Genomic DNA, 14,507 nt, shown 5'->3' on the forward strand with positions numbered 1-14,507 from the left:
CGCCGGATTCCAGGCCGCTCTTCGTTTTTTGCATTACCATTAGCTCAATTGCGCCTCGCAAAAAGCCCTGGTTAGCACCAGGGCTGCAAATCATATGAATTATAGGCCGCTATCATCGGTAGTTTCGTAACCATAGTCGAAGGTCTCGATAGTACCATCATCATATTGAAGTGTGAGCTGGTCAATAATAATCGTATGTATTGTATTCTGATATGTAAAATCACTGAAAATAAACAAAGTATCATTGGGCTCGACCGGCCCCACATATTTAAGCGAAAAGCTGCTCTTGCCGTTCAGCTGATCATTGGAAGGATCGCCTACTGGATTAAACGTGCTGATGTGGGCTGTGTAATAATTGATCCTTTTTCCAGTTAAGTTGTCAGCTTCCCAGGTAAGCTTAACAGCATCAGCAGAGTTCGTACTATACTTGAATTCTAAGGGCGCACCAATCCCTTGCCCGGATGGGGTATCTGCTGCTGGCAGTTCTACAGAGTCATCACCGGCGGGTCCGGTATCATCGTCCGAAGGCATATCTTCCAAGACAACGGCTTCCGGGGAAGGTGAAGATTCAGTAGGATTGGATTCAGTAGTGTTAGATTCAGCAGCAATAGCAGCTTTATCTGCCGTACTAGGCGGTATTTCTTCGATAACGGAATTACTTGCCACAGTCTGCCCATTCAAGCGTGTTTCAACGCTAGGGGCCACGTAAATTCCTAGAAGAAAAGCTATCATGATGGATAAAACATAGATGAGGACTAGATTGAACCGATTCAAATACACACTTCCTTTATAGTTATTTTTAATATGAACCTACTTATAATGACATGATTATTAAGGATTTGACAATATTATTGCGAAAAAAAGTTGCGACTGTGCAGAGGCCAAATGTTTAAAGATCAACTCATTTAATAGGGGTTGATTTTTTTATGTCCTACATGAAATAAATCAAATTAAGACTATTAATTTAAAAAGATTATGCTATAATCGTAATTATTACGATTAAGAATTTGGAGTTGAATGCCATCAATCGATACTTGTTGCAACGCTTATTGCAGCTCATCCCCGTGCTGCTCGGCATCTCTTGCATTACCTTTGCGCTGATGCACTTAACACCAGGTGATCCAGCGGAGATCATGCTGCGTGCTGACGGCATCAAACCTACGCAGGAAGCTATTAAGGCGACCAGACATACACTTGGTCTGAATGGTCCTGTACATAAGCAATATTTTCATTGGTTAAACCGGGTGTCCCACCTAGATTTAGGCCTATCTTACAGCAGCGGTCGTCCAGTGTTCACAGAGCTAATGAGTCGTTTTCCGGCAACTATACTGCTCAGTACCTGTTCCGTATTGTCCGCTATTTTTATTGCCCTGCCGATAGGAGTTGGATCTGCATTATATCCGGGTAGAATGCTTGATCGACTGGGAAGAGTATGTGCACTACTCAGTGTTTCAATGCCGGGATACTGGCTAAGTCTGCTCCTGATTTATTATGGTGCGGTGAAGTTTAAGTTGTTTCCTGTGATGGGAATGGATGGGGTATCCAGTGTCATTCTACCTGCTCTCACACTAGGATTTGGTATGGCAGGAGTCTACATCCGCTTGATTCGTTCCAGTCTTCTAGACGTTTTGGGCAAGCCTTATATCACAGCAGCTAGAGCTAAGGGGTTGCAGGAATGGAGAATAATCATTCGGCATGCACTTCGTAATGCACTTCTTCCGAGTCTTACCCTCCTTGGGGTTAACATAGCGGGGCTATTGGGCGGTTCTGTTATTGTTGAAACTATATTTTCTTGGCCGGGAATCGGTAAGTATGCCATTGAGGCGATTTTTGCGAAAGACTATATTGTCATTCAGGGTTACGTATTATGGATGGCTGTTGTCGTTGTCCTGATTAACTTGACAGTGGATTTATTACATCTGCTGCTGGATCCGCGAATCAGGCTGCGGTGACGATTTAGAAGGAGCGGATTGTCATATTTCGTATTAGCTTATTTAAGAATAAGGGAGCAAGGTTCGGAGCGGGCATAGTACTTTTGTTCATATGCATTGGACTCTTTGCCCCATGGCTTTCACCTTCCGATCCGCTGCAGATTCACATGGAACACAAACTGGCTATGCCTTCCTGGCAATACCCGCTCGGTACGGATCATCTGGGACGCTGTGTCTTATCCCGATTAATCTATGGGACCCGAACCTCCCTGAATTATTCGTTTATGGTGTTGATCGCTGTTTTTGCGATTAGCATCCCTGTTGGTTTACTGGCAGGTTACGCTGGCGGCAAGATCGATCATTTGATTATGCGGATTATAGATATATTACTTGCCTTTCCCAGCTTAATCCTATCCCTTGCTATTACAGCCATGTTAGGTCCCAGTATGAAGAATCTGCTAATCGCATTTGCTGCTGTCTGGTGGACGGGGTATGCCAGAGTGATACGCAGCATGGTCCTTCAAATCAAGGAAAGTGAATATATTACAGCGGCCAAAGCGTCAGGCACTTCTCATTTACAAATTATTTTCAGGCATATTCTGCTGAATGCAGCCCGGCCTATTCTGGTTCTTACTTCTATGGAAGTGGGTACGATTATGCTCTCCATTGCGGGTTTGTCCTTTCTGGGTTTGGGAGCTCAGCCGCCTACACCGGAATGGGGAGTAATGCTGAACGACAGCCGTGCCTATATTCAAACAGAGCCGCGGTTGATGCTATTTCCGGGAATGATGATCATGCTGGCGGTTCTGGGCTTTAATCTGTTGGGAGAAGGCTTGCGACAGCCAGAGCGTGCTTCCGATTCTGCAGTAAAGTGGGGGGCCAGAACATGATGGCAGAGTCTGTACTGCTGAAGGTCAGTCATTTACGCACCTGCTTTCACACAGGCAGTTATAAAGTTACAGCGGTTGATGATGTCAGTATCGAGGTGAAATCCCGACAGATTGTCGCACTTGTAGGCGAGAGCGGCAGCGGTAAAAGTGTTACGGCAATGTCCATATTAGGATTATTAGATTCTCCAGGCTTAGTTGAGAGTGGAGAAATCTGGCTTAAGGGTAACAATCTTCGTATATGCTCCAGCCGTCAGTTACGGAAGCTTCGGGGAACAGAAATGGCTGTTATCTTTCAAGATCCTATGAACGCGCTGAATCCGGTACTTACTATTGGCAGGCAGATCATGGAGACGATTAAACTGCACAGGCGTATATCGGGAAAAGAAGCAAAGGTGCTTGCCATGAGGCAGATGGAGCAAGCAGGGCTCAGCGATCCTGAATTGGTTTTCAATAAATATCCTTTTCAAATTAGCGGTGGTATGTGTCAAAGAGTAATGATCGCCATCGCACTGGTATCCGGTGCACAATTGCTAATTGCAGATGAGCCTACAACGGCATTGGATGTAACCATTCAAGCCCAGATTCTTAAAGAGCTAGACCGAGTCAGATGGACTAACAATGTCGGTATCCTATTAATTACCCATGATCTTGGCGTTGTTGCGGAGCTGGCAGATTATGTATATGTGATGAAGTCCGGGAAGATTGTGGAATCAGGCAATGTGTTTGAACTCTTTACTAATCCCGTGCATCCCTATACTAAATACTTAATGGAGTGCAGATAACAACGGAAATATTACATTTTTTTGGGGACGTGGTGATCTTGAAGTTATTGGAAGCGATAAGCCTGAACAAGAAATATGGGATGGAAAGGAGGTGGTTCACACGTAATGCCAGAAGTGTTCATGCCGTCAACAACCTGTCTCTCAGTCTGGAGAGAGGTGAAACCCTTGGACTAGTGGGGGAAAGTGGCTGTGGTAAGAGCACTTTGGCCAGACTTCTGCTGGGACTTGAGAAACCATCCTCCGGAAGAGTTATGTACCGAAACGAGGATTATACGGATTGGAGCTTCAGCGAAATGCGCATGATCCGCAGGAAGATGCAGATGGTGTTTCAGAACAGTCTGGCTTCATTTAATCCGTTGTTTACGGTAGAGCAGATTATCGGCGAGCCTCTTCGAAACTATGGAGAGAGGAAGGCTGGAGCCCGCAGGGCCACGGTAGCAGACACACTTGAGCTTGTGGGACTTGAACGGCAGCATATTCACCGCTATCCGCATGAACTCAGCGGCGGACAGCAGCAAAGAGTCGGAATTGCGCGGGCGATCGCTTTGCGGCCGGAGCTGATTATCTGTGATGAACCTTTCTCGAGTCTCGACGTCACCCTGCGAAAGCAAATGATGGATCTGCTGCAGGAGTTGAAGCATGAGCTGGGATTATCCTATGTATTTATTACACATGATTTGTCAGTTGTAAATCGTTTTTGCGACAGTGTGGCTGTGATGTGTCAAGGAGAAATTGTGGAGAAGCAATCGGGTGCAACCATGTTGCAGCAAGCAGACCACCCTTATACAAGAACATTGCTCTCCTCGGTACCTGTGCAGGACCCCCGCTTAAGAAAGAAGAGACTGGAAGAAGAGTGGCAACCCAGCCATTCCTATGATGTTAAGTAGAGAAAGGATGTACCAAGAATGACAACGAACCCTAAGACAAAAAACCTATTATCAAAATCATTATTCTTTATGCTTCTTGTAATAGTTATGTTGATATCAGGTTGCAGCAACAGTAATAACAGCAATTCTACGGCTAGAGCCAATAATACCGCCAATAATGAAGCTGCACAAGGATCTGAAGCTCAGGACAAGACAGTCACTGTTGCTATATCGTCTGATGCCGGTATAGACCGATTGGATGCCGGTGCCTATGATGGTTCGATGAATGTGCACGCGATGATATATGAGGGGTTAGTGGAGTATGGTGAAAAAGGCGAAATACTGCCGTCGCTTGCGGAGTCTTGGGATATTTCAGAAGATGGGAAAGTATATACATTCCATCTTCGCCATGACGTCAAATTCTCTGACGGTACGGAGTTTAATGCCGACGCGGTTAAATTCTCCTTCGAACGCTGGATTAAGGATCCAGCCAATTCGTTAAATGTGGCAACTGCGATGCAATCCCTTGTTGTTGTGGACGAACATACGATTACAATGACATTCAACAAAGCGTATTATCCCTTCTTAACCGAGTTATCCTTTGCAAGACCGGTCCGAATTATCAGCCCTTCCGCTGTAGAACCCGCAGGAGATATTACCGGTAAATTCATCAAAGCGATTGGAACTGGCGCATGGATGGCTGAGAGCTACAAAACAGATCAGGAAGCCGTACTCGTCAGAAATCCGAATTATTGGGGAGAAATGCCGAAGCTGTCGAAAATTATTTTAAAGGTAATCCCTGATCCACAGTCCAGAGTACTAGCGCTGCAAGCTGGAGATGTTGATATTGCCGGGGGACAAATGGGAAAGATTCCAGTCGAAAGCGTGCCAGTGATTGAAGCGGATTCTACACTGACCTTGCAAAAATCACAAGGAACAAACTCTCATTTCATGATCTTTAACTACAAAACGCCTGCACTTCAAGATCTGAATGTGCGCAAAGCTATCAATTTGGCAATTAATAAAAAAAGCATTGTCGATGATCTAATGGACGGTATCGGCAGTGAAGCCCAAGGTCTGTTCCCGTTGACGGTTCCTTATGTGACGGAATCCAATAATACATGGTATGGCTTCGATCCGCTGGAAGCGAAGCAGCTGCTAGCAGCTGCCGGTTACACGGATTCGGACGGAGATGGAATGGTGCAGAAGGACGGAACGCCGCTTGAGCTTAATTTTGTACTGCAGCAGGCTGAATATCCCGAATGGAAGTCCATTAGTGAACTGATTCAGTCCGAGTTAAAGGAGATTGGCATTACAGTGAATCTTCAGGTTCTTGAGCCGAATGCCTATTACGATGCCTTATGGACAAGCAAAGCCTATGATCTAATTATGTACCGGACTTATGATGATGCCTATAATCCGCATGCATTCTTGCTGTCCCTATTTCATAAAACAGCTGACGCAACTGCTGTCGTATGGTCTGATCCTGCACTAGAATCACAGATTGACACAGCAGTAGGAACAACCGATATTCAGAAACGTCAGACCGCATATGACTCCATTTTCTCCAAATTGTATCAGGAGGCTATGTTTACAGCTATTTATTTCCCTGACGATATCATGGCAATAAATAAAAGAGTGACCGGATTTAAGGCGGGGTACACCACCTTTACGCCGATCTTCTGGAATCAGCTAGACATAGGTGAAAAATGATGTTAAAAGAGATTTCGAAATACTGGACTTCAAGCTCGGAGAGTTATGACAAAGTCATAAAGACTCAATTCCGCAGAAAAAAAACCATAAACCTCTGGAAACAGCTGCTTATTAAAGGATTGGGAACAACCCCCCAGCAAAAGGTGTTGGATGTGGGAACAGGACCTGGCTTTTTCTCCATTCTCTTATCACAGATGGGTCATCTGCCTATAGCAGTGGATGTCTCTCAGGGAATGATAGATAGAGCTTCACGAAATTTTGTGAGTTATGGATACAAAGTTCCAGCTTATGTCGCTGATGCTGCTGACTTGCATATGGAGCAAGAGGATAGTTTTGATGCGGTGGTGTGCAGGGATGTGGTATGGACGCTGCCTGATCCACAGAGGGCTTATGCGGAATGGTACCGGATTCTAAAACCGGGTGGGACCCTCATTGTTTTTGACGGCAACTATTTGTATAAAGAGAGCAAGACGGTATTCCGTAGACTTTGGTATGCCTTGTCCTGGACACTGATTCTGCTCACAGAACAAAGAATCCGCCAGCGAAGCAGTCAAGATAAAAGCCTGCTAAGCGAGTTGCCATTTGTTAATGTATTACGGCCTGAAGCTGACGAGACAGCGCTGAAACAGGCCGGGTTCCGAACCATAGATGTTCACCGAAACTTTATCCCTGCCCGCGAAATGCCGCTAGATTATTTGAAATACGGTTACCAGAATGTAAATCGGTTCATGATATTTGCCAAGAAGGAGTGAATGATAAATGGGTATACAACAAGAGGTGGAAATGTATTGGGAAGGCGAAGCAGAGCTGTATAGCGAAGGCATCCAGAAGGAACTAAACGGATTTCAGCGGGAAGCCTGGCTGAAGCTTATCCTCACTAATGCACCGCAGAAGGAAAGATTGCATGTCCTAGATATTGGCTGCGGTCCTGGCTTCTTCTCTGTGATTCTTTCCAGTGCCGGGCATCTGGTTACTGCGATCGATTGTACCGACAATATGCTGGAAGAAGCACGTGCCCACTCCAGTCGGGAGGGTGTCACCGTTACCTTCCGCAAGATGGATTCGCACAAGCTTGACTTTGCTGCGGAGAGTTTCGATCTGATCGTGTGCCGCAATGTCACTTGGAGCCTTACCGATCCGCAGTCAGCCTACAAAGAGTGGGGAAGAGTACTTAAGCCTGGGGGACGGCTGCTGGTTTTTGACGCCAACTGGAATCGCCATCTCTGGGACGAAGAGATGCAGCAAAAGCGAGTAGAGGATCAGCAAACCTATGTAGATAAGGGCTTTGGTGAACTCCCGCATCATAAGGACATAGAGGAGACAGACCGTCTGAGTCTAGTATTGCCGCTGACCAGAGAATGGCGTCCTGAGTGGGATATACAGACTTTCAAAAAAGAAGGCTTCGCTAATATTTTTGCTGAAGAGAATTTGAACGCCAAAGTACTGGATGCGAAACAGCAAGTCTTAAACAGGTCAACACCGATGTTCATGATTTGTGCTGAGAAATAATAGAATAGTGAGAACCTACAAATATTAAATGAATAAAAAGCAGCCTTCTTTCCGATTTGATGTTGATCTAAAAACTCTTTTTTTGACTTGTTCATATTCCGTTCATATTGTCGTCACGAAGGGTACATCTTGATTGATTACACTTTGAACATGTCGTCAATGCGGCACTTCAGATACAGGGACAAGGAAGGGAAGAGATGAACGTGGCAAATAAGGTGGAAATAAAAACAACTGGGACTAAGAGCCACAAGAAACGGAACCTATGGTTAAAAATAATCGGAGGTATTGTAGGGGCGCTAGTGTTGTTCATGGGCATCGTTTTTATCGTTGATTCTATTAGCGATGGGGTAGAGAAAAAGAAAATCGAATCGTATGGCCAGTATGTCAATGTGGATGGAAAAAAGATGAATGTGCTTATTCAAGGCAGCGGAGAACAAACGGTTGTACTCCTACCAGGACAAGGAACCCCGACACCTGCACTTGATTTCAAATTGCTGATCGATGAGATTACCCCTAATTACAAAGTCGTGGTGGTCGAGCCTTTCGGTTATGGTTTGAGCGATGAAACCGAGAAGGAAAGAACGACTGAGAATATAGTAAGTGAGGTTCACCAAGCTTTGCAGCAACTGGGTGTAGACCGTTACATTCTAATGGGACATTCCATCGCGGGACTATACGGAGCGACCTATGTGAATACTTATCCGGATGAAGTTCTTGCTTTTGTCGGCATCGATAGCAGCGTTCCCAATCAACCCGGAATGGATGTCAAACTACCTTTGAAAGCCATGCAGTTTCTTCAAAAATCAGGGCTAATGAGATTGGTCCAAAAAGTGAGCGGAGATCCGTATGAATCGCTTGCATTCGATGAGCATACCAAAGAACAGATGCGTTTGATATCAAATCAAGTCGCGACCAACCCAACATTGATGAATGAACTGAGCCACCTTGGTTCCAATTTCAAAAATGGAGAAAAACTCACAATGCCAAAAGACTTGCCGCTGCTTCTCTTCGTTCAATCGAATAACGAGCACAATAAACAGTGGATTCCGCTGCACGAGGAGCAAGTCAAACAATCCGCACAGGGCAAAATGATCCCAATGGAAGGGTCACATTATCTGCATCATACAAAATACAAAGAAATCGCCGAGGCATTCAAAGAGTACATGAAACAAATTCAAATTCAATAGTAGGGTTGATAATTAAACTGCGGAGCTGAACTTGGTTCCGTGGTTTCTTTGTTTTTTCATTTATAAACACGTTTTTTTAAACGTTATTCCTGGGACATTGGAGTATGGTATACCTCAAGACAAATCTTGGTCATTTCGTCAATGGATTTTGCAAAGTCTGATTGTATCCATTTAAGGAGAACATTATAGAGGGCCCCCGCTTTAAAGTATATTCGGTACACATTCTCGTCGCTTTTGTCATGAGCAGTAGAAAGCATCATTTCATTCAAGCAATCCAGAATTACATCATCAAACTTTGCACTTTGAAGTGCTTTGTAGATATTCCGCTGCTGAAAAATAACTTCAAAAAGCACCTTGATAAATTTTTGAGGTTCTTTAGCTTTGCCTGTTAATTCATTGGTGTAAGGTAAGAGTTTTTGATTAATTTCGAATATAAGCGAGTCGACCAAATCCACGAGGATCTCTTGCTTGGAGGAATAGTTGTTGTAATAGGCCGTTCGAGAAACCCCTGCGCGTTTCACAATATCGGTGATGGTGATTTTACTAAAAGACTGTTCCTGGATCAAGAAGACTAATGCCGTGCAGATGGCTTCTCTTGTCAAACGGTTGGTTTCTTTATTGGAACGATGCTGAGAGCTATTTGGACTGTATAATTCATGATTTGAGATGACATTTCCCCTCCGTTTGTACATTCTGATGTTCGTTTCATTGTTTTTCATGAGTATTTTCAATATGCTAAAACCATAAGGCATTACAAATGTAATGTCAAAATAATCATTAGTTAAAATGGGAGGGCGTCATGTTAGAAATCTTATATAGACGATTGTCAGCGGTGCTGCTTTTGATCCTAGCACTCTGTGCTACGATATTCATTGGCAAAGAAACGGTAATCTCGATCGTGACCATTATCATTTTGTTAGCAGAATTAGGCATCTCTTTTTTACTTTTAAGGAAACGAGAGAAGTTACAAGTAGTATTTATTAGTGCGATGGTGGCAGAAGGGTTATTCTTACTAACAAAAGAATTTTGGCTGCTTGCGCTTTCTATCCTGCTGCTGATCGTAGCGGGCATATGGAGAGGACTCTTGGGGCAAAAGGTAAGCAGAAGAGTTACTCCGTTTCTAGTAGTTCGTAAAGTGTTATTCAGCATTGCTGCACTTATCGTTACTGTACTTTGGGGTATTGGAATCTATGCAAAACCTATTACAACACCGGTAGCATTAGCAGCTGATACGGCAGTGACGATCGATGAACGTAAATTGGATTCTGCAGCAGTGATGCTCAAGGATATTGAAGTAATGAATTCTTTTGGAAGCCGCACAACCGGCTCTGAGGGTCATAATCAGTTTATTGCTTGGCTGGAGCAGCAGGTATCGGATATGGGGCTGCAAGTTTATCGTGATCGCTATACTTTTGACCGTTGGGAAGAAAAGAACAGTGCTTTAATGATTGATCAACAGGCAATTCATGTCTCTTCAGCTTTTCCCTATTCCGGGGAAACTGACGAAAAAGGTGTAACAGGGGAGCTGGTGTATACGAAGCGTGGTGAATATGACCAGATCAGCGGAAAAATTGCTGTCATTGAAATTGAGAATTTCAGAAATTTTCCAAGCGGGATCGTTATGAACATGCGGGATTCATCTCCTATGGACAACCAAATTGCCCCAAATGAAGGCGACCTAGTCCTCACTACAGCTTTAAAAGAAGCTAAATTGGAGCAAGCGAAGGAAATGGGCGTAAAAGCTGTTGTTTTAGTCTGGAAAGGGGTATCTGACGATAAGGTTGAAGAGCAATATGTGCCTTTTACCACCGATTATGCCGGAATCCCTGCGGTCTGGGTTAACGAAACGGAAGGGAAAAAGGTGATCAGCGCAGCTCAGGAGCATAAAGAAGGTACGGTTATTTTAGAAGCGGAAATACAAAATGATGCCTCAACAGAATCCTTTTATGTGAAAATTGACGGTAAGAATAAAGACGAAGCGATTATCGTAAATACCCATACGGATGGGATAAATGTAGTGGAAGAGAATGGCGCTGTGGGCATGCTGTCTATGATTCGTTACTTACAGCAGGAGCAGCCGGAGCGTACGATGATATTCGCTTTTGTGACAGGGCATTTTAGATTGCCGGAGTTCAAAGGATCCTCTCAGGCAACTTCCACCTGGATGGAGGGGCATCGAGAGCTGTGGGATGGCAAGAATGGCCATTTAAAAGCTGTAGCTGGAATTACGGTTGAGCATTTAGGCAGCATGGAGTGGAAGGACGATGATACGGGTCATTATGGTCCAACTGGACAAATAAGTACCGAATATACCTATGCGGGCAATGAAATGATGGCAGCCATTTGGCTGAAGGCTATTGAAAAGACAGATGGCACACGTACTGTATTATTGCGTGGACATAACAAGTTTGAGTTTGGAGAGAGTCAGCCCTTATTTGAGGCAGGGATACCGGTGATTGGGTTCATTCCAATGCCCGACTATCTGCTCGTGGATAGTGACAACAGAGAGATGGACAAATTTGATGCAAAGCTAATGCATACGCAAATTGCATCGTTGCTGAAAGCGGTCAAGCTAGTGGACGGAACGGAGACGACTAAGCTTGGGAAGTCAGATGGGTATTCTTTTTTCTACGGTCGTACTAAATGATAGTGGCAGTTCAAGATTTGTCATGACGTAGATGACATTAGCTTTACTTCAAAAACACTGATGATTTGAGTCAGTGTTTTTTTGTTGCAAAAAAGGGATATATTACGGCTCAAAATGAGAAAACACCGTTTTTTTACTAGCATTAAAGTAGGAGGAAACTTGTGACACCACATATGCACTAATCAATCAATAGCTCCTTCGGGTACTTTTTGTGTTATTCACTGAGTTGTTAGAAAGATTTGTCCCTTTCTTGAACGTTTTGAGATTAAGAGATGTCAGTGATTGAATTACTTAAAATTTAAGATAAGATAACTTTAATTATTAGGTCACATTATTAATTTGACTGCTCAGTATCAGGTGAATCGGGCTCGCCAACTCCTGCTTTGTGAATTTTTTCTCTTTTTACATAGCAAAGAACGATGAACGTCATACTAAATGAACGAGCAACGATGTCGCTGAACCTTGCTAAACCTGATATTGAATGCAGCCAACAGTTAGCAGGCCTAATCATAGAAAAATGAACAGAGTTTTGAAGGGAGCAGTAAAAAATGGCAATTGATACGGTGCTATGGAGCAGGCTGGTGACAGGCTTAACTCTCGGGTTCCACGTTATTTTTGCGACAATTGGCGTTGGTATACCGCTAATGATCGCTATAGCCGAGTTTATCGGAATCCGGAAGAAAGACCCCCATTATACACTTATGGCGAAGCGGTGGTCTAGAGGATTTGTCATTTCTGTGGCGGTTGGTGTCGTGACCGGTACAGCGATTTCACTACAGCTGGCCCTGGTATGGCCGAATTTTATGAAACTGGCTGGGAATGTCATTGCACTTCCTTTATTCATGGAGGTGTTCGCGTTCTTTTTTGAAGCTATCTTCTTGGGCATTTATTTGTATACGTGGGATCGGTTCAAAAATCCGTATATCCATTGGCTGCTGACGATTCCGATTGTCGCCGGGGCAGGCATGTCTGCCGTTTTTATTACGACGGTGAACGGATTCATGAACCAGCCTGAAGGCTTTGTCATGGAAGCAGGCCAATTCACAGCGATTAACCCGGTGCAAGCGATGCTGAATACAGCGACGTTCTCCAAAGTGTTCCATGTATTAAGCTCGGCCTATTTGACAGGAGCTGCCTTGTTAGCCGGGATTGCAGCCTTCGCGATGCTGAGAAAAGGTGTGTCCGCATACCACAAAAAATCTTTAAATCTCATGATGGCGGTAGTTTTACTGTTCGGTTTGCTGAACACGTTAGCCGGTGATGTGTCCGCCAAGTTTTTAGCCGAGCATCAGCCAGAGAAGCTTGCAGCGGCAGAGTGGCATTTTGAGACGAGTAGCAGTGTGGATTTGGTTTTATTAGGATGGCTGAATGCAGAGCATGAAGTTTTAGGGGCTCTTCATCTTCCGAAGCTGCTCAGCTTCCTGGCCTTTGGAAACTTTAATGCAGAGGTAACGGGGCTCGAGGAATTCCCCAAGGAAGAATGGCCACCGCTTCTCGTTCATTACCTGTTTGATTTAATGGTCGGAATCGGATTTACTCTGCTTGCGATTTCGTTCTTATATTTCCTGTTTGTGTTCTGGAAAAAACGTAATGCGCTTAACAAGTGGATGCTTCGCATCATTGCACTGAGTGCACCGCTCGCCTTTCTGGCTGTTGAGCTGGGCTGGTTTTATGCAGAGGTTGGGCGCCAGCCGTGGATTATCCGTGGATATATGCGTGTTGAGGAGGCGGCCACTTCTTCACCGAATGTAAGAATTATATTCTTCGCCTTATTGCTCTTGTACATCGTACTCGGCAGTATGTGTGTAATCGTGCTAAGGCGCTTGTTCAACAATAATCCTGCAGAAGCTGAGATGGAGAAATGGATGAAGGATCATCCTAATCCATCTATTAAAAAGGGGGGCACTGAATGATGAGTTACGAATTGATTGGCATCTCGGTGCTCTGGCTGTTTTTGTACGGCTATTTAATTATAGCTTCCATTGATTTCGGAGCGGGCTTCTTCGCCTTTTATGCACGTTTAACGAAGCAGGACCATCTCATTAATCGTCTGATTTCCCGATATTTATCACCCGTATGGGAGATTACAAATGTATTTTTTATCTTTTTCTATATTGGCATCGTCGGATTTTTTCCGGACACTGCCTATTATTATGGCTCCGCGTTACTTGTTCCGGGAAGCATTGCAGTGATTCTTCTTGCGATTCGCGGTTCGTTCTATGCTTTTGAAAATTACGGTTCCAAGAAAAACATAGTATATCTTTTTTTGTACGGAGCTACAGGTTTGCTTATTCCAGCATCGTTGTCAGTGGCGCTAACTTTGTCTGAAGGCGGCTTTATCGTGAAGCAGGGGGAGACGGTTTCTCTGGATTACTGGGCGCTGTTTTCCAATCCGTTATCGTGGAGTATCGTTGGACTGGCAATTGTGTCCGTTTTGTTCATTAGCGGCTCATTTCTGACATTTTACGCTTCTCGGGCAGAGGATCATTCCGCGTTGAAGCTGATGCGCAACTACGCCCTGTTTTGGAGCACACCGACGATAATCCTCGCACTGACAGCATTTATCTATTTGGGTCAACACAATGAGCGGCATTTTCAAAATATGATGGATTTATGGTGGTTGCTGGCTCTTTCCGTTGCTTTCTTCATGATCGCGATGTGGCTGTTATATAACGGACGCCGTTACGGATTAGCTTTTATATGCGTCATGTTGCAATTTTTCTGTGCCTTTTTCGCTTACGGGATTGGCCAATACCCTTATATTCTTGATCCGTATATCACGATTCAGAGCAGTGCAACTTCACCGGCAATGGGTTTAGCGTTAGTTATTGTGTTTATCGGCGGTCTATGCCTGTTGATCCCATCCCTTATTCTGGTCTTCAAACTCTTCCTGTTTGATGCGGATTATGTAAAAGGAAAAAAATAAAGCTGATTAATCCATTACGGCATGTTTGAGATGTCCCTACAAGCCTATATAAAGGA

Annotated in this window: 13 protein-coding genes; 11 read left to right on the forward strand and 2 right to left on the reverse strand. The window is 44.2% G+C overall.

Annotation, left to right across the window (positions count from 1 at the left end; translation table 11 throughout):
* Positions 1 to 99: 99 nt before the first annotated feature.
* Entirely contained in the window at positions 100 to 774 is a 675-nt protein-coding gene (locus MKZ09_RS18040) for a hypothetical protein (RefSeq protein WP_081394138.1), read from the reverse strand.
* Between the two features lie 239 nt (positions 775 to 1,013).
* Between MKZ09_RS18040 and nikB the strand changes: the two genes are divergently transcribed.
* From nikB to MKZ09_RS18080, 8 genes are all read left to right on the forward strand, one after another.
* A complete protein-coding gene (gene nikB / locus MKZ09_RS18045; protein WP_341041144.1) occupies positions 1,014 to 1,952 on the forward strand; it encodes a nickel ABC transporter permease in 939 nt (312 codons plus the stop codon).
* A 32-nt stretch (positions 1,953 to 1,984) separates the two neighbouring features.
* Positions 1,985 to 2,821 carry a nickel transporter permease gene (gene nikC / locus MKZ09_RS18050; RefSeq protein WP_143767277.1) on the forward strand — a complete coding sequence of 279 codons (837 nt, stop codon included), beginning with the start codon at positions 1,985 to 1,987 and terminating at the stop codon, positions 2,819 to 2,821.
* Positions 2,818 to 3,603, forward strand: a complete 786-nt coding sequence (locus MKZ09_RS18055; RefSeq protein ID WP_076133109.1) for an ABC transporter ATP-binding protein — start codon at positions 2,818 to 2,820, stop codon at positions 3,601 to 3,603. The genes nikC and MKZ09_RS18055 overlap by 4 nt, the downstream gene beginning before the upstream one ends.
* A 38-nt stretch (positions 3,604 to 3,641) precedes the next feature.
* The gene (locus tag MKZ09_RS18060; protein ID WP_076201235.1) at positions 3,642 to 4,490 is read left to right on the forward strand and encodes an ATP-binding cassette domain-containing protein; all 849 of its coding nucleotides are present in this window, start codon (positions 3,642 to 3,644) and stop codon (positions 4,488 to 4,490) included.
* Between the two features lie 18 nt (positions 4,491 to 4,508).
* Positions 4,509 to 6,182 carry a nickel ABC transporter substrate-binding protein gene (locus MKZ09_RS18065; RefSeq protein WP_076133105.1) on the forward strand — a complete coding sequence of 558 codons (1,674 nt, stop codon included), beginning with the start codon at positions 4,509 to 4,511 and terminating at the stop codon, positions 6,180 to 6,182.
* Complete coding sequence (locus tag MKZ09_RS18070) at positions 6,179 to 6,934, forward strand: class I SAM-dependent methyltransferase (protein WP_256719132.1); 756 nt, start codon at positions 6,179 to 6,181, stop codon at positions 6,932 to 6,934. The genes MKZ09_RS18065 and MKZ09_RS18070 overlap by 4 nt, the downstream gene beginning before the upstream one ends.
* A gap of 7 nt (positions 6,935 to 6,941) precedes the next feature.
* Positions 6,942 to 7,691 carry a class I SAM-dependent methyltransferase gene (locus tag MKZ09_RS18075; RefSeq protein WP_076201229.1) on the forward strand — a complete coding sequence of 250 codons (750 nt, stop codon included), beginning with the start codon at positions 6,942 to 6,944 and terminating at the stop codon, positions 7,689 to 7,691.
* Between the two features lie 197 nt (positions 7,692 to 7,888).
* On the forward strand, positions 7,889 to 8,878 hold the full coding sequence (locus MKZ09_RS18080) for an alpha/beta fold hydrolase (RefSeq protein WP_076133100.1): 990 nt from the start codon (positions 7,889 to 7,891) through the stop codon (positions 8,876 to 8,878).
* An 83-nt stretch (positions 8,879 to 8,961) separates the two neighbouring features.
* Here the strand turns inward: MKZ09_RS18080 and MKZ09_RS18085 are convergent, their stop codons facing one another.
* Positions 8,962 to 9,597, reverse strand: coding sequence for a TetR/AcrR family transcriptional regulator (locus tag MKZ09_RS18085; RefSeq protein ID WP_162636746.1), 636 nt, complete (start codon positions 9,595 to 9,597; stop codon positions 8,962 to 8,964).
* An 80-nt stretch (positions 9,598 to 9,677) separates the two neighbouring features.
* Here MKZ09_RS18085 and MKZ09_RS18090 point away from each other — a divergent pair, with 80 nt between their 5' ends.
* From MKZ09_RS18090 to MKZ09_RS18100, 3 genes are all read left to right on the forward strand, one after another.
* Positions 9,678 to 11,525, forward strand: a complete 1,848-nt coding sequence (locus MKZ09_RS18090; protein WP_076201227.1) for a hypothetical protein — start codon at positions 9,678 to 9,680, stop codon at positions 11,523 to 11,525.
* A gap of 548 nt (positions 11,526 to 12,073) precedes the next feature.
* Positions 12,074 to 13,438, forward strand: coding sequence for a cytochrome ubiquinol oxidase subunit I (locus MKZ09_RS18095; RefSeq protein WP_076201225.1), 1,365 nt, complete (start codon positions 12,074 to 12,076; stop codon positions 13,436 to 13,438).
* Entirely contained in the window at positions 13,435 to 14,451 is a 1,017-nt protein-coding gene (locus tag MKZ09_RS18100; RefSeq protein ID WP_076133095.1) for a cytochrome d ubiquinol oxidase subunit II, read from the forward strand. Before MKZ09_RS18095 ends, MKZ09_RS18100 begins: the two co-directional genes overlap by 4 nt.
* Positions 14,452 to 14,507: the final 56 nt, after the last annotated feature.

Origin of the sequence: Paenibacillus sp. FSL R5-0908, from assembly GCF_038006245.1 — a bacterium.
In the GTDB taxonomy this organism is placed as follows: Bacteria; Bacillota; Bacilli; order Paenibacillales; family Paenibacillaceae; genus Paenibacillus_AQ; species Paenibacillus_AQ odorifer.